Origin of the sequence: Methanococcoides sp. AM1, assembly GCF_900774055.1 — an archaeon.
Classification (GTDB): Archaea; Halobacteriota; Methanosarcinia; order Methanosarcinales; family Methanosarcinaceae; genus Methanococcoides.
The window spans coordinates 48,487-71,170 of sequence record NZ_CAAGSW010000006.1; the positions used below are offsets into that span (position 1 = coordinate 48,487).

35 protein-coding genes, 1 tRNA gene and 1 other RNA gene are annotated in these 22,684 nt (G+C 44.2%); 3 read left to right on the top strand and 34 right to left on the bottom strand.

Features of this window, described 5'->3' with window-relative positions; genetic code table 11:
- The first annotated feature begins 100 nt into the window (after positions 1-100).
- Positions 101-625, top strand: coding sequence for a DJ-1/PfpI family protein (locus E7X57_RS11360; protein WP_135613076.1), 525 nt, complete (start codon positions 101-103; stop codon positions 623-625).
- 30 nt (positions 626-655) lie between these two features.
- Here E7X57_RS11360 and E7X57_RS11365 read toward each other — a convergent pair whose 3' ends face one another.
- The 30 genes from E7X57_RS11365 to rpl3p form a co-directional block, all read right to left on the bottom strand.
- Complete coding sequence (locus tag E7X57_RS11365) at positions 656-1,795, bottom strand: ammonia-forming cytochrome c nitrite reductase subunit c552 (protein WP_167880993.1); 1,140 nt, start codon at positions 1,793-1,795, stop codon at positions 656-658.
- 238 nt (positions 1,796-2,033) lie between these two features.
- Positions 2,034-2,116, bottom strand: a tRNA-Ser gene (locus E7X57_RS11370).
- 29 nt (positions 2,117-2,145) lie between these two features.
- The gene (locus tag E7X57_RS11375) at positions 2,146-3,138 is read right to left on the bottom strand and encodes an RNA-guided pseudouridylation complex pseudouridine synthase subunit Cbf5 (protein WP_135613078.1); all 993 of its coding nucleotides are present in this window, start codon (positions 3,136-3,138) and stop codon (positions 2,146-2,148) included.
- 22 nt (positions 3,139-3,160) lie between these two features.
- Positions 3,161-3,688, bottom strand: coding sequence for a (d)CMP kinase (gene cmk / locus E7X57_RS11380; RefSeq protein ID WP_135613079.1), 528 nt, complete (start codon positions 3,686-3,688; stop codon positions 3,161-3,163).
- A gap of 2 nt (positions 3,689-3,690) precedes the next feature.
- A complete protein-coding gene (locus E7X57_RS11385) occupies positions 3,691-4,311 on the bottom strand; it encodes a DUF106 domain-containing protein (protein WP_048193274.1) in 621 nt (206 codons plus the stop codon).
- A gap of 21 nt (positions 4,312-4,332) precedes the next feature.
- Positions 4,333-4,980, bottom strand: coding sequence for an adenylate kinase (locus E7X57_RS11390; RefSeq protein ID WP_135613080.1), 648 nt, complete (start codon positions 4,978-4,980; stop codon positions 4,333-4,335).
- Between the two features lie 22 nt (positions 4,981-5,002).
- On the bottom strand, positions 5,003-6,481 hold the full coding sequence (gene secY, locus E7X57_RS11395; protein WP_135613081.1) for a preprotein translocase subunit SecY: 1,479 nt from the start codon (positions 6,479-6,481) through the stop codon (positions 5,003-5,005).
- 105 nt (positions 6,482-6,586) lie between these two features.
- Positions 6,587-7,027, bottom strand: a complete 441-nt coding sequence (locus E7X57_RS11400) for an uL15m family ribosomal protein (protein WP_135613082.1) — start codon at positions 7,025-7,027, stop codon at positions 6,587-6,589.
- 7 nt (positions 7,028-7,034) lie between these two features.
- Positions 7,035-7,496 (bottom strand): 50S ribosomal protein L30, encoded by a 462-nt coding sequence (locus E7X57_RS11405; RefSeq protein WP_135613083.1) that lies wholly within the window; start codon positions 7,494-7,496, stop codon positions 7,035-7,037.
- A gap of 2 nt (positions 7,497-7,498) precedes the next feature.
- Positions 7,499-8,134 (bottom strand): 30S ribosomal protein S5, encoded by a 636-nt coding sequence (locus E7X57_RS11410; RefSeq protein ID WP_048193269.1) that lies wholly within the window; start codon positions 8,132-8,134, stop codon positions 7,499-7,501.
- An 11-nt stretch (positions 8,135-8,145) separates the two neighbouring features.
- Positions 8,146-8,667, bottom strand: a complete 522-nt coding sequence (locus E7X57_RS11415; RefSeq protein WP_135613084.1) for a 50S ribosomal protein L18 — start codon at positions 8,665-8,667, stop codon at positions 8,146-8,148.
- Positions 8,668-8,726: 59 nt separating this feature from the next.
- Positions 8,727-9,173, bottom strand: coding sequence for a 50S ribosomal protein L19e (locus E7X57_RS11420; RefSeq protein ID WP_135613085.1), 447 nt, complete (start codon positions 9,171-9,173; stop codon positions 8,727-8,729).
- A 1-nt stretch (position 9,174) separates the two neighbouring features.
- Entirely contained in the window at positions 9,175-9,621 is a 447-nt protein-coding gene (locus tag E7X57_RS11425) for a 50S ribosomal protein L32e (protein WP_135613086.1), read from the bottom strand.
- A gap of 22 nt (positions 9,622-9,643) precedes the next feature.
- Positions 9,644-10,177: a 50S ribosomal protein L6 gene (locus tag E7X57_RS11430; protein WP_135613087.1), complete on the bottom strand. Its 534-nt coding sequence runs from the start codon at positions 10,175-10,177 to the stop codon at positions 9,644-9,646.
- A 17-nt stretch (positions 10,178-10,194) separates the two neighbouring features.
- Positions 10,195-10,587, bottom strand: coding sequence for a 30S ribosomal protein S8 (locus E7X57_RS11435; protein WP_135613088.1), 393 nt, complete (start codon positions 10,585-10,587; stop codon positions 10,195-10,197).
- 11 nt (positions 10,588-10,598) lie between these two features.
- Positions 10,599-10,751 (bottom strand): 30S ribosomal protein S14, encoded by a 153-nt coding sequence (locus tag E7X57_RS11440; protein WP_048193264.1) that lies wholly within the window; start codon positions 10,749-10,751, stop codon positions 10,599-10,601.
- Positions 10,751-11,248, bottom strand: coding sequence for a 50S ribosomal protein L5 (locus tag E7X57_RS11445; RefSeq protein WP_135613194.1), 498 nt, complete (start codon positions 11,246-11,248; stop codon positions 10,751-10,753). The genes E7X57_RS11440 and E7X57_RS11445 overlap by 1 nt, the downstream gene beginning before the upstream one ends.
- 4 nt (positions 11,249-11,252) lie before the next feature.
- A complete protein-coding gene (locus E7X57_RS11450; protein ID WP_135613089.1) occupies positions 11,253-11,963 on the bottom strand; it encodes a 30S ribosomal protein S4e in 711 nt (236 codons plus the stop codon).
- Positions 11,964-11,968: 5 nt separating this feature from the next.
- On the bottom strand, positions 11,969-12,322 hold the full coding sequence (gene rplX, locus E7X57_RS11455; protein ID WP_135613090.1) for a 50S ribosomal protein L24: 354 nt from the start codon (positions 12,320-12,322) through the stop codon (positions 11,969-11,971).
- 11 nt (positions 12,323-12,333) lie between these two features.
- The gene (locus tag E7X57_RS11460; protein WP_135613091.1) at positions 12,334-12,732 is read right to left on the bottom strand and encodes a 50S ribosomal protein L14; all 399 of its coding nucleotides are present in this window, start codon (positions 12,730-12,732) and stop codon (positions 12,334-12,336) included.
- Positions 12,729-13,058 (bottom strand): 30S ribosomal protein S17, encoded by a 330-nt coding sequence (locus E7X57_RS11465; protein WP_135613092.1) that lies wholly within the window; start codon positions 13,056-13,058, stop codon positions 12,729-12,731. The genes E7X57_RS11460 and E7X57_RS11465 overlap by 4 nt, the downstream gene beginning before the upstream one ends.
- Positions 13,059-13,063: 5 nt before the next feature.
- Positions 13,064-13,369, bottom strand: coding sequence for a ribonuclease P protein component 1 (gene rnp1, locus E7X57_RS11470; RefSeq protein ID WP_135613093.1), 306 nt, complete (start codon positions 13,367-13,369; stop codon positions 13,064-13,066).
- Position 13,370: 1 nt separating this feature from the next.
- Positions 13,371-13,574, bottom strand: a complete 204-nt coding sequence (gene rpmC, locus E7X57_RS11475) for a 50S ribosomal protein L29 (protein ID WP_135613094.1) — start codon at positions 13,572-13,574, stop codon at positions 13,371-13,373.
- Positions 13,575-13,576: 2 nt separating this feature from the next.
- Positions 13,577-14,512 carry a 30S ribosomal protein S3 gene (locus E7X57_RS11480; RefSeq protein WP_135613095.1) on the bottom strand — a complete coding sequence of 312 codons (936 nt, stop codon included), beginning with the start codon at positions 14,510-14,512 and terminating at the stop codon, positions 13,577-13,579.
- Positions 14,512-14,967: a 50S ribosomal protein L22 gene (locus E7X57_RS11485; RefSeq protein ID WP_135606321.1), complete on the bottom strand. Its 456-nt coding sequence runs from the start codon at positions 14,965-14,967 to the stop codon at positions 14,512-14,514. The genes E7X57_RS11480 and E7X57_RS11485 overlap by 1 nt, the downstream gene beginning before the upstream one ends.
- Before the next feature lie 10 nt (positions 14,968-14,977).
- The gene (locus E7X57_RS11490; protein WP_135613096.1) at positions 14,978-15,391 is read right to left on the bottom strand and encodes a 30S ribosomal protein S19; all 414 of its coding nucleotides are present in this window, start codon (positions 15,389-15,391) and stop codon (positions 14,978-14,980) included.
- Positions 15,392-15,408: 17 nt separating this feature from the next.
- Positions 15,409-16,122: a 50S ribosomal protein L2 gene (locus E7X57_RS11495; protein WP_135613097.1), complete on the bottom strand. Its 714-nt coding sequence runs from the start codon at positions 16,120-16,122 to the stop codon at positions 15,409-15,411.
- Between the two features lie 11 nt (positions 16,123-16,133).
- The gene (locus tag E7X57_RS11500) at positions 16,134-16,382 is read right to left on the bottom strand and encodes a 50S ribosomal protein L23 (protein WP_135613098.1); all 249 of its coding nucleotides are present in this window, start codon (positions 16,380-16,382) and stop codon (positions 16,134-16,136) included.
- On the bottom strand, positions 16,379-17,140 hold the full coding sequence (gene rpl4p / locus E7X57_RS11505) for a 50S ribosomal protein L4 (RefSeq protein ID WP_135613099.1): 762 nt from the start codon (positions 17,138-17,140) through the stop codon (positions 16,379-16,381). The genes E7X57_RS11500 and rpl4p overlap by 4 nt, the downstream gene beginning before the upstream one ends.
- A gap of 5 nt (positions 17,141-17,145) precedes the next feature.
- Positions 17,146-18,159 (bottom strand): 50S ribosomal protein L3, encoded by a 1,014-nt coding sequence (gene rpl3p, locus E7X57_RS11510; protein WP_135613100.1) that lies wholly within the window; start codon positions 18,157-18,159, stop codon positions 17,146-17,148.
- Positions 18,160-18,825: 666 nt separating this feature from the next.
- Between rpl3p and E7X57_RS11515 the strand changes: the two genes are divergently transcribed.
- On the top strand, positions 18,826-19,848 hold the full coding sequence (locus tag E7X57_RS11515) for a methyltransferase domain-containing protein (RefSeq protein ID WP_135613101.1): 1,023 nt from the start codon (positions 18,826-18,828) through the stop codon (positions 19,846-19,848).
- Positions 19,849-19,911: 63 nt separating this feature from the next.
- Here E7X57_RS11515 and E7X57_RS11520 read toward each other — a convergent pair whose 3' ends face one another.
- Positions 19,912-20,280: a response regulator transcription factor gene (locus E7X57_RS11520; protein WP_135613102.1), complete on the bottom strand. Its 369-nt coding sequence runs from the start codon at positions 20,278-20,280 to the stop codon at positions 19,912-19,914.
- Between the two features lie 202 nt (positions 20,281-20,482).
- Positions 20,483-20,737: a hypothetical protein gene (locus E7X57_RS11525; protein WP_135613103.1), complete on the bottom strand. Its 255-nt coding sequence runs from the start codon at positions 20,735-20,737 to the stop codon at positions 20,483-20,485.
- Positions 20,738-20,958: 221 nt separating this feature from the next.
- On the opposite strand from E7X57_RS11525, the gene rnpB reads away from it, so the two are divergent.
- An RNA gene (rnpB, locus tag E7X57_RS11530) (RNase P RNA component) lies at positions 20,959-21,311 on the top strand.
- Between the two features lie 57 nt (positions 21,312-21,368).
- Here rnpB and E7X57_RS11535 read toward each other — a convergent pair.
- Both E7X57_RS11535 and E7X57_RS11540 read right to left on the bottom strand, forming a co-directional pair.
- Positions 21,369-21,986 (bottom strand): DUF116 domain-containing protein, encoded by a 618-nt coding sequence (locus tag E7X57_RS11535; protein ID WP_135613104.1) that lies wholly within the window; start codon positions 21,984-21,986, stop codon positions 21,369-21,371.
- Positions 21,979-22,614, bottom strand: coding sequence for a DUF116 domain-containing protein (locus E7X57_RS11540; RefSeq protein WP_135613105.1), 636 nt, complete (start codon positions 22,612-22,614; stop codon positions 21,979-21,981). Before E7X57_RS11540 ends, E7X57_RS11535 begins: the two co-directional genes overlap by 8 nt.
- Positions 22,615-22,684 lie beyond the last annotated feature (70 nt).

Consider the following 22,684-nt stretch of genomic DNA (forward strand, 5'->3'; position numbering starts at 1 on the left):
ATGAGATTTCGCCATTGATTTATAATATGGTACAAGAACATTAAGTCAACGGAAATATTTCACAGCATGATGAAATTGTAAACAATCATAAGGTGATCAAATGACAAACCAGAAGAAAATACTCATGGTAATAGCACAGGAAAATTTCAGGGACGAGGAATTCTTTGAACCAAAGGAAGTTTTTGAGAAAAATGATGCAAAGGTCACCGTTGCCAGCAACACAACAAAGAAGGCAAAAGGAATACTCGGAGGAAAGGTTAAACCAGACCTTAGCATATCTGACGTGAACATCGACGAATATGATGCCATATCCATTACCGGCGGCGGAGGTGCCAAACAATATCTGTGGAACAACAAGGAACTACAGGATATTGTTAGAAAAGCATATGAGAAAGGTAAGGTCGTCGCTGCAATATGTATATCACCAGTCGTACTCGCAAATGCCGGCATTCTTGAAGGAAAAAAAAGTACAGTCTTCAAGAATGATGAGACCGTCAGCATACTCAAAGAAAAAGGAGCCAAGCACAAAGATAAAGGTGTGATCTCAGATGGAAAGATCGTTACCGGAAGAGATCCGAAAAGTGCTACGGAATATGGAAAAGCGGTTCTTAAAGCTTTCAATTAAAAAAGAAAAGATAGGCAAGAGGGAAAGACATCAATCCCTCTTTATTAAAAAGGCGACTGTAGCAAAGATCATTACTACAACTAATCCACCGAGTGTGGGTATTTTATCTGCATCATCACTTGTACCTGAACTTTTCTCAATCACTAAATTAAAGTTATCTTCTGCCATGTCAAGATCATCCCGGGTGCGAACCATGTTATGTATCCCAAGGCTGCCATCATTTTCAACTTCTGTGAGATAGAAAAGCCCATTGTTATAGTTGGCAAGCTGTGGTGCATAAGCATCCGTTCCATTGACACTTTCAAGAGCGATATTTGCATCTTCTTTTAATGAATTGAGATCAGAGATTCTTTGGGAAATCGACCCCTGATTTTCCTCGACCAGGGATGATAACGAGTCCTGATGGCACACATAACAGCCATTGGATGCATTAGAGTCTGAAAGCGCCACTGCGTCAAAATCAAAGTCATGACCTGTTGTTACTTCACCATCCAAAGGGACCATTGACATATGGCAGTCGACACAACCTATTACCGTAGGGTGAGTTCCATCAACATATCCCGAAGTACTGACCATTTCCCACTGCGAATGCCTGACAACCGGTGTGTTACCATCTGCAACCACGCCTTCCGTGTTGTGACAATTAGAACAAAGAAGTGTACTATCCTCCACCCTCAAGAAACCCTCATGAGGATCATGGCAGGCAACACATGCGATTGCCCATTCCGTTACTTCAAGGTCATGAGCAGCTTCCTCGTTCAGCATATACACATCTGCTTCTTCAAGGTTCAGTATTGCACCATCAGTACTCTTGCAGACTACACAGGAAACATCTGAATGCAACACATATGGTTCTGCGATCTCCGTCGGTTCGGAGTGACTTGCCATTGCTTTCATGTCGAAGTCATCGTCTGAAAACTCATCCCACTCACCAAAAATGGCAACATGGCAATCCCCGCACAGCTCTGAAGAGAGATTACTCTCCGGAACTGCATCCGAAGGGTTCGAGATATGATCTTCAAACCCGCTTTCAGGAGGAGTATGACATAGTCCACATCCGGCAAGACCAAAATCATGAGGAGAACTGCCCAGTTCATAAGAACTTTTCTGATGGCAATCACTACAATCAGCATCTATTTCTACACTTTCATGAGGCGATGAACTCCACATATCGTAATACTCCTGATGACAATCCGCACATTCATCAAAGTCTACCGCTATACACACAGTCGTAAATAAAATTAAAACTGATGAAAATATTACTATTGTTTTTGTTACGTCCCCCAACATACCTATCACATAGAATAATGTGAGTTTTTGGGATATATATATTTCCGAAAAAAAATCGGATGAAATTAAATATAAATGGAGATATAGAATTGAATAACAATCACAAAAAATATTAGAGCGCCGAGGGGGAGATTCGAACTCCCGAGGGGACAGGCCCCACAAGCTTTCCAGGCTTGCGCCCTACCACTAGACTACCTCGGCAAAAAAGCCGTATTCGTGCTGACTGGCGTTTATTTAGCCTTCCAGCATCTGGGATAAATAGCGGCATCCATTATTACTCTTTCGGTGATGCAGGATATTCCGTGATCATTATTTAATAGTTCATCAGAATCCATGGATGCCTTACATAGTGCCACAGCTTCCCCTTTTAATGTGAATAACGCGATCTTGTCATCCTTTTTGATGTTCTTGCTGAAAGAAACTATACCTGAAACTGCAAGGTATGCACCCCTGCAAACCGCATCTACGGCAGTATCACGGATAATAATGCGAGGCAGATGAGACAATCCATCTTCCATTGGAAGTATCAACTTTCGAAGTTCTGTCTCGTCATTGTCCTCCTGCCAGAAAACACAAGCATCTTTGAGATCATAAAGGGTTACCAGAGTATCTTCCCTGAACGGACCTGTGCCAGTCCTGCGTAGTTGTTTCATATTAGCACCACACCCCAGTATGAGACCAATATCATGACAGAGTTTGCGCATATATGTTCCTGCCTCACATCCGACCCTCATGAGCACTTCCCTGCCGTCGATCTCGAGAACATCAAGATAATAGATATTCCGGATTCGCAACTGCCTCTTGACAGCAGAGATAATAGGCGGGGTCTGGTAAATGGGACCGTTGAAGTCCTTACACACACGCCTGATCTTTATTTCAGGAACGTCATTGTGAAGGTGCATGAGACATATGTACTCCTTGCCTGAAAGGCGCAGGGCTGAAACTGCTTTAGTAGCCTTCCCAAGCATCACCGGAAGCACACCTGTAACACCAGGGTCAAGTGAACCGGAGTGACCAGCTTTGCTTACACCAAGCATATCCCTTACCCATGCTGTTACCTCATGACTGGTAGGACCAACAGGTTTGTCGAGGTTCACTACACCCAGATTAATATAATCAAGAATAGGACGATCTTCAGGCTTGCAACCGTATGCAGCATTCGTGGTTGCATGTGCCTTTACGACCATCATGTCCACGTCTTTAGAAATTATTGATGAAACCATAGCAGTACCTGCAAATTATTTATTAAAATCCGCCACAGCCATCGATGGCCTGTATGAGAATGTCTGTGATCGCAAATTGGTCCCAGCGACTGGAATCAATAACTATATCGTAAATAGAAAGATCGTTGATATCAATTGAATGTATCTCTTTGTAACGTATTGCTTCTGAAGCTTCACGTTCCACAGTTTCCCCCAGACGGACATCAAATGATGAGCCTTCTCGTTCAACTATCCTCCTGACACGCACTTCTATTGGAGCTTTAACCCATAACTTCAGAGCATTTTTAGCCATATGACCTGCAAGTCGACCTTCAAGAATAAGCCCATCAGAGCTGTTAGCAATCTCAGATTGCCTTTTGTCGATCTCGATGTCAATGGATGGATCAGACTCTGCAAGATTGCCAAACTCTGCAAGTGTCATTTCACGTTCTTTTGCAAGACCTCTGAAAACATCACCTGCGGAGATCAGATCCACACCATAATGTTCTGCCAGTAGTTTACCCACAGTTGTGGTCCCACTGCCCGGCAGTCCACTAATAGTTAAAAGCATGCTTAGACGCCACCAATATCCAGTGCTTTACGCACCACCTGACTGATAGCCAGTGATGTAATGAAGTACCAGAATATCCAGTACTGGATCGGCCCCAGAACAGTAGTCACAAGCTCCTGCTCCCCCCAGAATGGGAACACTAGTGAAGCACCCGGATGGAGGCTAATGTAGTGGTATGCCCACATGAAAAGAGGCAGAGAGATGATACTGATATATGCCATTGGTTTGAACTGCTGCTTTGACATCTCCATCTGGTCAGACATCATATCAGCACGCTGCTCTTCTAATTTTTTGACCATATAGGTATTCTGCGAGAGCTGGGCCTCACGGAACTCCTTCTGGAAGGACTTCATGCGCTCCTGTGTGTTGCGCATAAGTTGCCAGTTAATAGTATATTTCTGAATAAGTGATGCATACAAAGCAGTGATCGCTGCCATGATAAACAACATTATGTGGAAGTTGCCATCACCGACCATAGCACTTATAGGATCCATCAGGATACCAACGATAGCCCCAATGCCTTCCCTGCCCTCCTCACCGAGAACAAGAATGCCTATCATCAAAGAGATACCGACCGCCAGTACAAACCTTTCTGCTGTTTTCTTGAAATTTGAATCTGCCATGCATCATCACCTTCTATTAGTTTACTTGTACTGGTCAAGTACTTCGCAGATATCTGAAAATACCCTGCCGATCTCACCAGCTCCATCAATATTAACAAGGATACCTTTCTCCTTGTAATAATTGATAAGAGGCTGAGTCTTCTCCTTATAGGAATCGAGCCTTTGCCTGATAACATCTTCTTTGTCATCATCGCGCTGGTAGAGCTGTGCACCACATGCATCACATACACCCTCATTATTTGGAGGATTGAACTTGATGTGATAGCTTTCACCACAGTTACACATGTATCTTCCGCAAAGACGGGTTACAAGTTCCTCATCGATAACATCGATATTAAGGACGACTTCAAGAGGCATCTCGATATCATCAAGAATGCCTGACAAAGCATCTGCCTGAGGGATTGTCCTTGGATATCCGTCAAGAAGATATCCGGCCTTACAATCAGACTCTGTAAGGCGGTTCTTGATAATGCCAATCAACACTTCATCAGGCACAAGTTCGCCTTTATCCATGTATTCCTTGGCTTCACGTCCAAGTTCAGTACCATCACGTACATTTGCCCTCAAAATATCACCGGTAGAGATGTGAGGGATCTGATAATGCTTAGCCAGTTCCTTGGCCTGGGTGCCTTTTCCTGCACCCGGTGGACCAAATAACACAACATTCATTTAAATATCTCCATTTTCTCGTTTATTCTTGTCCGAAGAATGATCTGACCATTGGATGCATTTCCATCATCTGTTCAGATGCAATATCCTCATACAAACGATATACAATACTTACTGTAAGCAGTAACCCGGTACCCCCGGCACCACCAATAGTACCCAGCAAACTTGCCAGAAGTGTAAGTCCACCAATGAAAGCACCACCAATAATGGTTACCTTCGGGATGTATCGTAACATGACCTTCTCAATGCTTCCAACATTACGCCTGAAACCAGGGATCTGCATTCCTGAATTGAAAACTTTCTGTGCAGTAGGTTTGGCACCCATACCAGTAGTTTCGATCCAGAACAGAGCGAATATGATACCACCAACGATAAGGAACGTTGCATCAACGAGAACATGCAATCCTACCTGCCACATTGCAGGTACCGGAGCTCCATATCCTGTAAATGTTTCCCTTACAAGTGAAGGTATCCAATCATATGGACTGTTTATAGGTGCAAGATAGTACATCACCCCGTTGATAGGAGTGGAACCATAATATTCACCAAATATAGTAATACCACGTCCTGAAAGTAGCAGACCTATCATCTGTATGTTCGCCTGGAGAGCCCTTACAAGGATCATCGGAAGAACGGATGCATAGATAAGCTTTACAGGGAACCTTCCCCTTGCACCTCTTACAGCGCTGTGTGCCAGTGGGATCTCAATACGGGTACTCTCCACATATACGACCAACAGGAAGATTGCAACAGTACTCACAAGTGCCAGAATTCCACCCCTGATAAGCAGGAACATGGCTCCATCGCCTGTGAGAATGTAATCCAGTCCTACATTCTGAGCTATATAGATCCACTTTGGAAGTATTCCAATAGGAAGACCACCGGTATCGAGTCCCCAGTTGAACAGTCCGGTTACGATCTGCTGTGAAACACCAGCAACGATGAACAGTCCAACACCAGAACCAATTCCCCATTTTGACACGATCTCATCCATGAAAAGGATCAGCATGCCGCCGATACATATCTGGATGAATATAATGGCTGTAACAACCCCAAGACCCACACCGAGCGCTGATGCTACTCCTGCATCTGGCTGGATATAGCCTCCTACTATCTGTGGAAGAGCTTCAAGAACGATCATTACAAAGACCATGAATTTCTGTGCACCCTGGAAGAACGCCTGGTCTGCAGGATCGGACATGTTGAGCTTGATAACGTCAGCTCCCACCAGAAGCTGAAGGACAATCGATGCGGTAACAATAGGACCAATACCAAGAAGCATCAATGATCCGGATGCTCCGGCGAAGAACGCTCTGTATTGTTCAAACAGATCAATGGAATCACTTGAAAGACCAAACAGTGGTACATTTGCAAGAGCAAAGTAAAGTACCAGTATTCCAAGAGTCCACATTAATTTGTTTTTAAAATGCACATGCCCCTCTGGACTTGCAACGGCGGGCAATCTGTTAAAAAACGGTTCCAAACTCTCCCTGAGACTCATTAACTACACCTTTATTCGGATTGAAAGTCCATTAGACTTTCTTTAATCAAATTAATCAGCAGTAATAAAAACGCAACAAATATAAAAGTAATGTCTGAAAAGACATTACTCTTCGGTTTCTACGCAGGATCCACCTGCATTTTCGATCTTGTTCCGTGCAACTCCTGAGAAGTTGCTTGCTGTAACAACCATATTCTTTGTTACTTTTCCGGTACCAAGAACTTTTTCAATTTCGAGATCTGCAAGATTGATAGAATATGCACCAGCTTCAAGCTGTGCAAAACCATCTTCAACAAGCTGATCTGCAAGTTCGTCAAGTTCACCGACGTTCACAACTGAAACATCGCGGATCATCTTCAAAGGACGGGAGAAACCACGGCCGCTTCCACGGAGGTATCCACCCTGTAAAGCCCTTGTGAAGTGATGCTTATTTTCACCTGATCTACCACGTCCACCACGGTTACCTGCACCACGGCGATTTTTAGTAGTACCGCCACCACAGGTGCGTGAACCCCTGAACTTCTTTGTGTTGGTTTTGTTGCTCATAGTAACATCACCTCATCTTGTCCAAAAGTGTCTTTATGTCTTCACCATGGTTTCCAAGGACACCGCCCTGCTGAGCGGTCCTCTTGATACCAGCGTGACCCTTCCTTGGTGGGTGAAGCCTGAAAACCGGCTTCAGACCAGGAACATCATTGATCTTTGCATTTCCGCTGACAAGAGCTTCTGCGAATGTTTTGATGGAGTCGAAATCCGTGTTCTCCTTCACAAAAGCATCTGTCACACGTACATCGCCCTCGAGCCTGCCGCGCTTACCAATTATCTCTGCCAGAGTATCAGCATCGATAGTACCGTATGCAATGTAATCCTTTGCTTTCTGGATCATACCCTGGTTGTTAGGGTTGTCAGCAAGGAATACGCAGTGGTTGACCTTGTGAAGGCGGAGCATACCGAGGGTATCCTCGATCTCACCGCGAACATTTACCTGGCCTCTCATTCTGACTACTGCGAACATATTCAGTCCTCCGTCTCATCAAATACAATTGGCCTTCTTACAGTACCTGTGTTCATCAGAGCATTGTATGTTGCCTTTGCGAAGTTGAGAGTCGTCCTTGTCTGACCTTCTGTACGGGTCCATACGTCCTTGACACCTGCTTTTTCAAGCACTTTCTTTGCAGTGCCTCCAGCAGCAAGTCCAAGTCCACGTGGTGCAGGCTTCAATACTACAGTTACACTGCCTGCCTTTCCATTGACCTCGGAAGGAACGGTGTGTGGAAGTCCACAACCACATTCCCATGAACCGCATCCACGTTTGATACGTGTGATGTTGATCTTTGCATTGTCAATAGCTTTTCTGATAGCAGGTCCTACCTGTACATCTTTTGCCTGACCAAGTCCAACAAAACCATCGCCATTTCCAACGATAACGGTTGCCCTGAACTTGACACGTCTTCCGGAGTCGGTCATCCTCTGAACCATGTTGATATCGAGAACTTCGTCCTCCAGATCAGGTAATAATATATCAACGATTTTTGATTCCCTTATAGGAAGACCGGAATCCATGGCTTCATCCATGGAAGTAACCTGTCCTTCTGAAACAAGCGTACCAAGCCTTGTCTTGGGTACCCATTCCTCATTATATTCATATGCCATATAACCACACCTTAACTGAACTCTGCAAGGATCTTTTCCTTCACTGCTTCGAACACTTCCGGCAGATTGGATCCTTCCATATATTCTGCAACGTGTTCTCCTCTTATACGCTCATCAGATGGGAATACTGAAGAATTGTGAGGCACATCCAGTCCTGCATCAACAACACCTTTGAGTGCTGCATATACACGACATCCTGGCGATGATGCCTGAATTCCGATATCCAGTACACCGCTCTCATAGCCTTCCTTAAGTGCCCTGTATCCGAACAAGAGACCTGTAAGGTATGCTGCGGTTGTGTTACCGGTTGCTCCCACGTATCCATATTTCCCAAGCTCAGTAGAGATAGCTGACGTTAATGTCATATCTCCCTTTGCATCTGGTGCCACAAGTTGCAACTGCATGTGCCTTGCGCTCTTACGCACAACCACACGATCCTCTTTTGACAGAAGTAACCTGAGTCTCTGGTGATAATCTGTACGCCCTTCCCTTCGTCGCCTGAACGGGACTTTATAACGGGCTCCTGTAGCCATATTAGATCCTCCACATCAACTTAACATGTAAATTTGTCTTCATTGTCTATTCCTCAGGCTCATTCTGTCTTCTTAATATTAAGATGCGCTTCCATATGAGCTAAGTTCCTATACTCGCCACCCTTTGCTTTACGGTAGACCTTGCAGTATGTGGACTTATCAAGTGCACCCTCTGCACGAAGCTCCTTGAGCCTCCTTCTGAGAGCACGGATCTTTTTCATCCACTGCTCTTTCCTTGGGTTACGTGCACCCTTTCTACCTTTACGGGAACCATGACCCTTGCGGTGGCCGTATTTACGCTTTGCATCCCTTTGTCTTGCGCGTCCGCGGCTAACACCCTTTACAAGCTCTGCTTTTATGCTTCCGCCTGCGATCAGACCACGGATATCTTCCCTTGTAATAGCAACTGCTATTTCAGCAGAAGCTTCAGGATCTAACCAGACCTTGTGCACTCCGCATCCCAGGACCTTTGCTGCAAGTTTTTTCTGGTTTGTGAGATCAGTCATCTTACTCACTCCTGGTAGGGTTCAATATCTTAATACCCATTTCAGTTGCTTTTGCTTCGATGATTGCTTTCTTCCTTGCACCAACGGTTCTTGCGATCCTTATAGCTTCGAGGGAAGCATCAACGTCATCAACGTCTTTAACAGTGTTCACAAGGACTTCTGCATACCCGGATGGGTGAAGACCTTTTACTGCTACAGGACTGCCATATCCTGCCTGTGCAAGAGCACCTTTTGCGGCAATATGCCTGCGCTGCTTGCCCTGAAGACCCCTTGGTCTTCTCCAGTTGGAATCCAGACGCTTGTACTTGTGTGAATCAGTCCTCTTGAATGCAGGTTTCTTAGCCTTCTGGACTTTCCTGACTTTAAAAAGTCTCTTGGACTCATCATCAAGTGCAAGTTCGGTGGTCACTGCTTCTTTCATGTTAGTTTCATTAACTGTATCTTCCATTCAGATCACCTACACTTCTCTCTCATACCCTCTTCTCAACGATGTATATACCATCCTGGAACACACGTGGATCAAAGCGCTTGATCTTTGTCTTCTGCTCGATGTTAGCAGCAGTCTGACCGACATCTTCCTTGTTGATACCGGAGACAATGACTTCGTCACCACTTGCTTTTACAGTTGTCTCACCAAGGATATTGGAAACCCTGGATTTCTTCTCACCAAGGAAGTTACTGATGACAAACTGCTTTCCTTCGACCTTAAGCTGCATTGGAAAGTGAGAGTAGACCACTTTCATGTGGTACTCAAATCCATCTACAACTCCCTTCATCATATTATTGATGTGGGAAGAAAGCGTTCCGACCATTGCTTTCTGTTTTTTCCTCGATGATGGAGAGTCAACGACCACTTCTGAGCCGTTCACTTCAATGTTTACACCTGGATACCACACGAATCTTGTGTTGGTACCTTTGGGCCCTGAAGCGGACAGAACGTTATTTTCTAACGTTACTGTCACACCTTCAGGAATCGAGATTATTTTTTTGATTTCTTTTGCCATATCATCTCACCCTTAAATTAGTACACAAATGATAATAACTGGCCACCAACGTTATTCTCACGAGCCTCATACTGGGAAATTACTCCCTTAGGGGTTGTAAGGATCAGAACACCAAAGTTCTTTGCAGGAAGGAACTGTTTCTCCCATTTCTCGAACTCGGTTGCCCCGACTGAATAACGTGGCTTGATAGCTCCACACTTGTTAATACGTCCAATAAGTTCTACTGTATATACTCCAGCCTTACCATCTTCCACAAACTCGAACTCACCGATATATCCACGGTCCTTCATGACCTTAAGGACATTTCCTATGAGTTTTGATGCGGGCTTGATAGTGCAGGAATCTTTACCAACAGCTTCAGCGTTCTTGATCATAGATAACGCGTCAGCAAGAGGATCTAATAATACCATACCTGATCACCTCATGTATATTTTTCAAATCCCATATCATGGGCAATTTCCCTGAAACAATGCCTGCAAAGGTAGATACCATACTTGCGTACCAGACCCTGCTTTCTGCCGCATCTTTTACACTCGTTTGCGCCTCTTCCAAAGTTCTTCTCTGTCTGAGTCATTATTCTACCTCCACACCATAATTTTCCTTAAAGAAAGATATCGTATCCTCTTTTGAGATCTTGTGGGAAGTTGGTATCTTTCGCTTCATGACCCTTCTTTTGTTTACCCTGTAACCAGGACGGTTTACAACCACATTGATATCCATTCCAAAGATACCGATGTTAGGATCGTACCTCATATCAGGATAATCAGTGTGTTCTTCAACACCAAAGGAAACGTTACCATAGTCATCGAACTGGGATGCACGGAGTGTTTTCTCGATAATTTCCAGAGATGTTGTCAGGAAATCTTCTGCAGCGTCTCCACGGAGAGTTACCTTGCATCCGATAGGCTCGTTCTTTTTGATACTGAAAGCAGGCAAAGTTCTCTTTGCATAGCTTCTTATAACGGTCTGACCGGTAACAGCTTCAAGGATCCCTTCTGCATCTACAAGGTGCTGACCACTTTCTCCAACACCCATGTGGACGACCACTTTATCGACCTTAGGATCTCTCATTGAGTTACTCAATTGACTCACCACCTAAGCTGATCTCTGGCTCCTTCTCGCCTACTACGAAAACATAGTTCTCGATCGTCTCGAACTCGGTTTCACCGGAGATGGTCACTGTGTTGTACTTAGAACTCCTTACCTTGTTGATCCCTTTGATGGTGCCGATCTCTCCAGAGTGGCTTCCACCAACGATCATTGCAAGATTGCCTACTTCGTACTTGATGTGTTTCACGATCTCTTTGCCAGGAAGGGAAACTATGATTGAATCCTTTGTATTGTAATCGTTGGAACCATTAAGGTTTGTACCATCGTTCAGGTTCATCTGCACGTTTCCGCCCTTGATTACAGTCTTGTTTTCAATACGGCACAGTTTGTTTGCGCCCATACCCTCAAGCTTGTTCAGAACAAGCCTTCCCTTACCATCAAGCAATATAAGGTATTCTGCACTGTTCAATGGGATGCTAATTACATCCATCAAACCTACAGGGAACCTAAGATCTTTCCTTGCAACTCCGTCAACAAGGACCTTGCCTTCTGAAAGTACTCTCTTTGCTTCTGCCCGGTTGTCAACGACACCAAGCATGTCCCTAAGCACAACAGCAAGAGGAAGACTCTGTAATCTGTTATGAGGACCTGGTCTTGTGGATGTTATCCATTTGTTGGACTTCTTTGAGATCTGCCAGCTATTTGGGACAGATATTCTCTTTTGATGATTGCCCACTAGAATCACCTACCTCTAGATAATATTGATTCTCTGCGTTTATCGTTCAATTCCAGTGATGTTATCATCACATTTGAAGGATAGATCGGTCTTGGAACCTCTGTTCCATCTACCTTGCTAACAGAAACACCTTCAACTACGATGGTTCCGCTCTTCAAGGATAATGCTTCGACCTTTCCTTTAGTACCTGCATGGTCACCACGCATTACCACAACAGTGTCACCGATAATAACGCTTGCACTGCGACCAAACTTGCCGCGAAGCTCCTTTGAAAGAGGTGCAGCCATATATTTCTGCCTGATGTGGAGGGGTGCATTGTAACGTGCTTTCCTCTGTTTTCTTGGCTGATTTGATACCATAATTTAACACCTCATACGATCATGGATGCTGTTGTGCCGATCTTTGGGAATCTTTCTGCTGCTTCTCTTGCAACAGGACCTTTGATGTCGGTTCCCTTTGGGATACCTTTATCATCTACGATCACTACCGCGTTGTCTTCGAAACTTACTCTCAGACCATCCGGGCGGCGGAATTCCTTCTTTTGGCGTACAACGACTGCGTAAATGATCTGCTTGCGCATCTCAGGAGTACCCTTCTTTACAGATACGACACACATGTCGCCAATACCTGCCTTTGGCATCCTGTTCTTTACACCTCGGTACTTCTTGACTGAGATGATCTCTACAGTACGTGCACCAGTGTTATCAACACATTCGATCTTAGCGCCGGCATTCAGTGCGCGTGGGATCGTTGAACGAATACCCCTCACGCCTGCACCTCCGACTTAACGACTACATATGATTTGGTTTTACTGAGAGGGCGACATTCCGCGAACGTCACAATATCTCCAACCTTTGCATCGATGCATGGTGGATTGTGAGCGTGGATCTTTGATTGCCTCTTCTCATATCTCTGGTATTTGTTTATCAGCTTTTCACGCCTTTGTTGAATGACCACTGTCTTGTCCATCTTGTCGCTTACAACAGTACCGACGAGGATCTGTCCCCTTACGGAGAGGTTGCCGTGGAATGGACAATTAACGTCATCACATTCCTTGGACGGCTTAGGTACATCCAATCCAATATCTTTTGCCATGATTATTACCTCATGCGTATTTTCTTAAGATTCTTGACTCTATTCTCGGGTTGTGAGAGCAATAATTTCCCGTTTATCATAACACGTTGATCTTGATTAGCAGAATGGGATGGAATATGGAACATAAAAACAGTTCCTTTTTTAGGAACCATTTTCTCGTCCATGTTTTCCATCTCGATCACAAGCATATTGCGCGTCTCGTTGACCACTCTGCCTTTTATGTTATTTAGTGTGGGATTTGTTGACTCGATTATTTCCGTAACAAGCCCGATAAGCTCGTGGAAAATCAGATTAGAAGCCGATGCTCCCAAATCAGATCTCCTTCAGTTCGTTCTGGATCGTTTTGATCCTTGCAACTGTCCTTCTAAGCTCACCGACTCTACCGGGATTATCAGGAGCTCCACCTGCTGATGCAAGTGCGCGCTCACGGATAAGCTCACTTCGGATCTTCTCAAGTTCATCTACACGTTCGTGTGGGTTCATATCCCTTATTTCTTTTGTACGAAGAATTGCCATGATTAGCCCTCCCTGTGGACACGTGCCATTGGGTGCCAGTAGTCGTGACCTTCATGCTTGTGCTGCCATACATTGTTGACCTCACGGCGCTCTTCTCCATCAACTATCTCAATTGTAGCTTCTGACTCTTCTGCGGATTCAGCCACAGGTTCTTCTGCCACAACTTCTGCTTCTGAAGTTTCTTCGACTGCTGCTTCTACAGTTTCAGCTTCTACTTCTGTTGCTGCTTCAACAACTGTTTCTTCAGCCTCTACAGCTGCACCTTCAGCTTCTACAAGCTCTTCAATGCCTGCACTCTTTGCTTCTTCAGCAGGAGCAACGACACCAGATGCTGCAAGTTCCTCGGCAGTCTTCATTCTGTATGCGTCCGGAAGGACTGCATCAGGATGAATTATACGTACACTGCATCCAAGGGTACCAAGTTTCTTGACAGCAACAGCGAAACCGTCGTCGACAATATCTTCAGCAGGCTTTCCTGCATGCTTGATATAGCCGTTGACCATCTTCTCCACCCTTGACCTTGAACCGGTCAATTTTCCGGAGATGACGATCTCACAGCCAAGTGCACCAGCGTTCATGATAGCACGCATGGTGTTGTGACCGGCTTTCCTGAAATACCATCCTCTTTCGATGGAAGAAGCAAGTCTTGATGCCATCATCTGTGCATTCAGCTCAGGCCTCTTAACTTCCTGTGCATCGATCTGAGGGTTGTCCAGATCATATAACCTGTCTACATCACGGGTCAGTTTACGGATAACCTTTCCAGCCTTTCCGATAACCATACCTGGTTTCTCAGCATAGACTGTTATCTGGGTTCCCATTGGAGTACGGTTGATTTCCATACCACCATAACCAGCCCTGCTTAATTGTTTTGCAAAATATTCATCCATGGATGCCTTTACGTATCCATCCTGGACGAACTTTCTCTCTACAGCCATTAGCGCACCTCGCTTATGATCATCTCAATATTGACAGTTTCCGTGTTTTTCGGACTTGCCCTTCCGCGAGCCCTTGGCCTCATACCATGAATCACACGTCCACGCTTTGCTGCTGCATGTGCAATGTACATGTGATCTGCATTCAGACCCTTGTATTCTGCATTGCTCTCTGCGTTCTTGAGCAATTTAAGCATTTCAGATGCAACTTTCACAGGATAACGACCTGCTGCCATTGGCCCCTTTCTGTGACCAAGGCTGTCATTGTGCCTGCCAAAAGGTACTGCCTGCTTCAAAGAGACGACCTCTTCAAGATAGCGTTTTGCAGCTTTTGTTTTCATGCCTTTTACTGCTTTGCAGAGTTCACGTGATTTCTTAGGTGAGATATGAAGCTCTGAACCCATTGCTTTTGAACTGGTCTCTGGATCGAGATCCGTTGTATAGTTGATTCTTGCCATTCACATCACCTTACTTCAATGGTACGAACTTACTCGAACGTGTTGCACCGACACCAGCGCTTCCGTGTGAAACCCTGTTACGTGTTGGAGAGAACTCGCCGAATCTGTGCCCGATCATTTCAGGCATAATCTCTGTTGCTACGAACGTCTTACCATTGTAGACCTCAATGGTCCTACCGACCATTTCTGGATAAATGATCATGTTCCTGTAATGAGTTCGTACGTTTTCCTTACCGTCCTTGAACTGTTGCAGAATATCCTTCTGTTTGTCAGAAAGACCACGGCGTATAGACCTGCGTTCCTTTGCAGGCAGGAGTTCTGCAAATTCTTCAAAACTCAATTGCTGGAGCTTCTCAACCGTAAGACCACGGAATGTGAACTCTCCCTTTCGTTTTGGTAATCTTGATGTTGATTTCTTTGCCATGTATATTACCTCTTTGTTTAACGTTTTCCGGTCCTACGTGCTGCGATCTGACCAACCTTACGTCCTGGCGGTGCATTCCTGCTCACAGTAGTTGGTCTTCCTGGGTGCTTTCTGTTACCTCCACCGAACGGGTGATCGATAACGTTCATGGCAACTCCTGATACGCGTGGGTATTTTGCAGCCCTTGCTTTCATCTTGTGGTATTTCTTACCTGCTTTGAGGAATGGTCTGTCAACCCTTCCGCCACCAGCAACGATACCGATTGTTGCCCTGCATTTAGGACTGAACCATTTCAAGACACCGGATGGCATCCTTACAACGACCTTGGTAGCTTCACGGGAAACAAGTGTTGCATAAACACCTGATGCTCTTGCGAACTGACCGCCATCGTTTGGTTTTGACTCAATGTTGCATACAGGAATACCCTCAGGGATCTCTGCAAGAGGCAGAATGTTACCTGGTTTGACCTCTGCGGAAACACCACAGGCAATCTTCTCACCAACAGCAATTCCCTCTGGAGCAAGGATCAACTGTTCCTCACCATTCTCAAAGGCTACTTTGACAATAGGAGCTGACCTTGCAGGGTCATGTGTAATATCAATAACTGTACCATTGAGAACGCTCTCTTCATCCACACGTGGGTGTTTGAGTGCGGCTTTGTACTTGTGTGATGGAGCCCTGTATGTTGGACTTCCTCGACCTCTGTTTTGTGATATAAGTCTTTTAGCCATGTACCTTCACCTCACACCAAACCGATCCTTGTTGCGATCTCATGTGCAGCATCCGGTTCCTCGAATGTCACCAATGCTTTCTTTAAGCCTTTCATGGTGGTCATTGTGCGTACTGACTTTACAGAAAAGCCATACATCTTGACCACGTCATCTTCCACCTGCTTCTTGTTAGAGCGTGTGTCGACAACGAACTGAAGCTTATTATCATCCATAAGCATCATTGCTTTTTCAGTAATGAATGGATACTTAATAGCACTCATATGAACATACCCTCCATATTGGTTATTGCAGATTCAGTCCATATTGTAAGTCTGCCTGCATGGGTACCTGGTGCCAGAAGTTCTGCATTCAGGGAGTCTACTGTAGCAACATCGACACCTGAAAGATTGTTAGCTGCCTTACTGATAGGACTTGCATCCCCAGTAACGATCAAAACACTCTTTCTTGTCTTGTACTTTCGACCCCTGCGCTTACCTTTACCGGCCCTTATGTGTTTACCGTCCTTTGCGCGGATAACATCATCGTAGACACCAGCTGCCTGGAGGAAGCTGATTACGTCCTTTGTCTTCAAAAGATCTTCAATGGTGTTCTCTGCAACAAGAGGAACTTCTGCGTCGAATCTGTGTCCGCGTGCCTTTACAAGGTCAGCATCGATAGTTGCTGCAATTGCGGATCTGATAGCCAGACGCTTCTCTTTCTTGTTGATCTTCTCTGTACGGTCGGTCTCCGGCTTTGGAGGATGTGCACGCCTTCCGCCCACTGCCTGTGGGATTCTTGCGACACGGCTTCCATTGGATATCCTTGGAACCTGTGCAACACCTCTGCCTGATCCCCAGGAGTGTGCTGATGTTTCCATACCTGAATACTTCTTAGGACCATATGGCTGGAGTCTGTTAGCCTGTGCAGAAAGAACTGCTTTCTTGATAAGATCCGGCCTGAAAATCTCATTAAAGACTTCCGGCAATGCGATCTCGCCTTTAGCATTTCCTGATAAATCAATAATATTTGCTGTGGTCATTCACTTCACCCCTGCTTGGACTGTGTACTAATGTGAACGATCTGAGGTTCTCCCATGCTGGATACCTTTGATCTTGTTGGTTCCCTGAGTCTGATCAGTCTCTTTGATGGACCTGGAACACTGCCTTTGATCAAGATATAGTTGCCACGAACAACACCATAGTTGGTAAATCCGCCTGCAGGATTGATCTCTTCAGCGTCTGAAGACATCTTTAAGATCCTCTTGTTGTACTCAGTTCTCTGATGGTAACCCATCTGACCCTGCTGTGGTACTCTCCAGCTAACGTGTGCAGGAGTCCATGGACCAAGGGTACCGACCTGTCTCAAACTTCCCTGACGGGAGTGTTTGTTCTTCATGAGGTTGATTCCCCATCTCTTTACCGGACCCTGTGTACCGTGACCGGTTGTGATAGCTGCAACATCGATGATTCCACCGTTGTCAAACACATCTGAAACATCCATCATGGTTCCCAGAATGGTTTTTGCGAACTCGAACTTTGCGCCCACATCAGATCCACTTACACCAGTTTCCATTACATCAGGTACCTTCTTTGGAACACCAGTAAGTGTTGAAGGTAATGTGTATGTGATGAGCCTGATGTCCGTTGCCTTGCCGTTTTCGACAAGTGACCCGATCTTTTCGAGTGCTGCATTGACGTCATGGTTCTTTGGAGCTTTGATCCTGCGGTCAAGATCGCTGTCCAGAACATTTGTCCATGCTTCTGCAAGAGCTTTCTCACCATGAGTGTTCTCGCCGTATGCACGAATTGCTGCAACACGGATTGCTGGGGTCTCAATGACAGTTACAGGAACGGATATTTCAGTACCCTCTGTAAGACTGTTCTTTGTGTCATCGATCATGATAACGTGAGTCATACCGACCTTGTAACCTGCAAAACCCTGCAGTTTAGGTTCGGCACTAGACTCTGGCCATGATCTAAACCTTGGAATGTGACTTTGTGCTCGCTTGCGTGGACTGAATGCAAGTGAACCCCGTCTTGGTCTGTGTCCTTTTGCCATTTGTATTCTCCTTCTTTTACGATTCTTTTTGAAACAACGTTTCGTTTTTTCATGATGTAGGCCAAGACAGTGAAAAGAGTTTAAGTTCCAAAATGTATGCAATGCCCCCATAGCTCGAAACAGAGCTATGCAGACCAACTGCCCACATTACGCGGAAAGCAAGATAACTAACATACTTGTAATTACGGATAGGATGAATCCTTCCGTACGTTCGTACTCAATCATCTCTAAAAGATCTAGCCATTCGGTGTCCCCTTGTACACATTTGCACACAAGAGCGGGCATTCCGTGAAGAGGCCCATGAACACTTCCTGTTAAATCCGACTTTTCACACTTGCTTATTCCTACGTTATGATCTTTAGTCTTGTAAAGTGGCAAGGCCAAATTACATACTTAATCCTAACTTAGGCTCTCTAAATGTTAGATTGTATATATAAAGGTTTTGCACAATTGCCCCACGAAATTGACCGACTAAAATGCATACGACAAGGGGTTTTCACACAACGATGAAAAATAGAGATCACCATTGAACTTATCCAGATATCTCAATGGATACAATGGATATTAACGTAAAGTGTCCGGATATAATTAAATGTACCGGAGAATATAGACCAAAGCATTGGATGGATTTAAATCGATTGAACCTTTCTTTCCTACTGATCATAAGTGTCACGAAAAAAGAAATTTGATAACAGAATTAAAGCCGACAATGATGGCCTGCGTTTTGCAACACCGGAAGTAGTTGCAAGCTACCGTGCCAAACGACTCAGATGCAAAACTATCGCAGACATCAGTTGCGGGATCGGTGGCCAGACTATTTTCTTTGCAAAAGAATGTGAAAAGGTCTACGCCATAGAGATAGATCCAAAAAAGATCGAATTTGCAAAGAAGAACTGCAAACGTTATGGATTGGACAACGTGGAATTCATCTGCGGAGATGCACTCTCAGAGGAAGTGATCGAACAGGTTCCAAAAATAGATATCCTGTTCTCAGACCCTGCAAGACCACCATCAGAAGATAAACGTCACGTTTCAAGCCTTGAGCCCGGAATTCCAAATGTACTTTCTGCATATGCTGAAAAAACGAATAATTTCGCATTCGAAGCACCACCTCAAATGACACCGGACAGGATCCCTTTCGATTGCGAGAAGGAATACCTCTCACTTAACGGGCAGTTAAATCGTTTGAACCTATACTTTGGAGACATAAGATCCTGCGACCGTTCAGCAGTTTCCCTACCATCCGAAGCAAGGATCGATTCGAATGACGCAAAAGCAGAGATCGTGAAAGCAGAGAATATTGGATCATTTGCTTGTGAACCGGAACCTTCAGTCATCAAAGCCGAACTGCTTCCAGAGCTTGCAGATGCGATCATGGAAAGATCAAGCTCGCAAGTAAGCCTATTCAGCATTGACCAAAAGAGGGTACTGCTTACTTCCGAATCACCCATCGACCACGCCATTGCAAAGAACAATTACGAAGTTCTTAAGGTAGTAGAACTGGACACTGCACTAATAAATAAAGAACTCCGGAAAGAAGATATTGGCGCAGTAATATTAAGAGCCGGAATTGACCCTGCAAGATACTGGGAAATGCGAAATGAAATCGAGGAAGGTCTAGTAGGTTCAGGTACAATACATCTTTTTGCAAAGGATGGCAAGGCCATCATATGCAAGATAATGTATTGAACTTGCAATGTTGACAAATTGTATCCCGGAAAATAGAATACAGATATCAGACATAGTTTCGTATCAAGTATCCCCGACAAGGAACTTGATACGTTCTACAAACTCAACATTATTAAATGGCTTTGTAATGTAATCATTTGCATTCAATACGTTAAGTCCAAGCATCTGGTCGAACTTCTGCCCTTTTGCAGAGAGGATAGAAACAGGAACATCAGGCAATTCTTTTTTGATCTTATGGAAAGTTTCCCAACCATCCATATCAGGCATCATCAGATCCAGCAGTATAGCATCTGGTTTTTCAATATCAAGGAGTTCCAGACATTTAGCACCACTGCTGACTCCCACTACCTCGAAACCTTCTACTTCAAGGATGGACCTGACAAGATAAATGGTATCATCCTCATCATCGATGATCATTATTTTCTTGTTCAATGCAACAGAACTCCTGGATTACTTCCATACACTATGAATTTACATGACGTAAACATACATATGACCATTAATATCAAACACTACATAAATATTATGCATTTTTCAATTGTCTCTTAAAAAAATAAGAACGCATTCGATTGAAGCAGTAAAAAAAATTTATGAGACAATATATTTGAATAACTAATCAACATATCCAAAAAACTCAATCCTTAATCTCCGATTCATGCCCCTTCAAAGAAGTATCCTTCGAAGAGTGGATCCCCAGGACGTTGACAGCATTAATGTCAGAACCACGCACATTAACCCTTTGCACAGGTATAACTGACCCAGGTAGACCTGAATCGATAGTGTCCACCATACCACCTACTTTTGAAGACAACTCCACTAATTCAGAATGAAGTTGTTTTGTCTTCTCGACCATTTCCTTGTATTGATCAAACACCGTTTTTTCAGACATATTACCACCACCAAGAAAATCATTTCAGATTATTAATTGCAATGGAGAATATATAAGTGATAGCATTTATAGCCTTTGTCAAATTAATGAAGAAATAAGTTCAAAAGGCAGGAAAAAAGAAAACTAAAGTAAACAAAAAAGTAAAATTTAGAGAAAGTTGCACCATTATTAGGCCAAGCGTTATCGTCAGATATATATCTAACATACACAACCATACAACCGAGAGAGGAAGGACGACCACCGGGCCTTTGGCCTGAGGAAAGTCTCCCCATCATCCAGATACACGAACACCTGTGAAGGGTGTCTGGCGAGAGCCAGGGCGCTGGCACAGAAACGATACCACCCCATGTTAATGCTATGATACTGAAAGGTTGAGGTCGCATGGCAAGTGGATGGAACGGCGAAACCTCGTGGGTGCAAGTTGGAAGTAGGGATAAAACGGGTTTCTGGACCGTCCCGAAGTTATTAACGCTTAGCCGAATGTCGTCAATGCAAGAGTCCGTAAGGACCTTCACTATCCGCCCTGCGGATAAGGAATTTTGCATCAACAGAAGGGAGCTTACTCTCCTCACTCACAAACCACATTTTTGTTTCGGAATAAAGTTACAAGGACGAAACGGTCGAAAAACAATCATGCAAACATCTTCATAGTGTCAGTAACGAGATCGTAATCTACTTTTGTATTATAGCAACCATCGTTCAGCATAGGGACACCATAGGTCACAACACTTGTTCCTGCAAGTGATCTCATTCCCTTATTTATCTCATAGTCACATGCAATGACCAGTACACCATCTGCATAGTGGTCCTTCAGGATGTTCTTGACAAAAGAAGAACCAGTTACAATGTAGAGATCATACCCATATTCTTTTGCATCTTCTTTCAACTCACCCATAACGCACTTGCCACAGGACTTGCACTGTATACCATATTTCGTTGCGTATGCAGGACAATCAAGTGAACGCATGCAATGTGGAACGAACATAAGCCGTTTCTTTGTCTTTGCAAAATCAGACTTGTGTGCAGAATTCTTTAAAGAGACCATCCACCTATCAAGTTTTCTTGGATCTGAGAACTTACAAAAGAAATATTTAAGTGGCAGGAAAAAGAAATCCAGCACATTAGCAAAAAAACCAGAAAGCCAGACGCTTCGAGTAAGACTTACACGGCTAACATAAAGAGATAGAGCCGAAATAAAAATAGATAGCCCTAAAAAGACCAATAATAATTTGCCTATCAAGTTATACATTGCAGAGCTCCATTTTTTCGATCACTTCGGAAACATCCACCTTTGTGTTGAAGCAACCATCTTTCAAGAGGCAAACACCCTGAACCGGCATAAATGATATCTCCTCCATGGACTCTGAGAGCTCATTATAACAGGCCACACCTATACACGAATTGGGCCTGTGTGCTTTCATGATCTTCTTTACAAAGCTACCACCAGGAATCACATAAACCCTGAAACCATGTTCATCAGCAGCTTCACAGATGTTTCCGATATCGCATAGACCACACTTTTTACATTCATATCCAATTATGGGATCACATCGGGCCCTGCAATTGGCATGACGCATACACTGAGGCAAAAATACAGCCCTTGGGCCTTTTGCATTGATAAAATCATCAAGCATTACAGCATTTCTTACCTCAATAAGGATCTCATCCACAAGAGTGTCCCTTATAGAGAAGACGCCACACATCCATTTGGCAGGTGAGTAGAACAGATAAAGCATGAATAAAACGAAATTCGGGAAGACGACCTTTTTCTTCTTAAAACTGTAAGATCCAACAAGTAAAGCCAGAACGATCCCCAGTAGAACAAAGAGAAGCAGATATACGAATAGCTTACCCAGAAGTTCATAGGGAATTTCCATGAATCAGAGAGGAAGTAGCAATATTTAAAAGTAACTGTGAAAGAGAACTGAGTAAAAATAAAAAAGAATA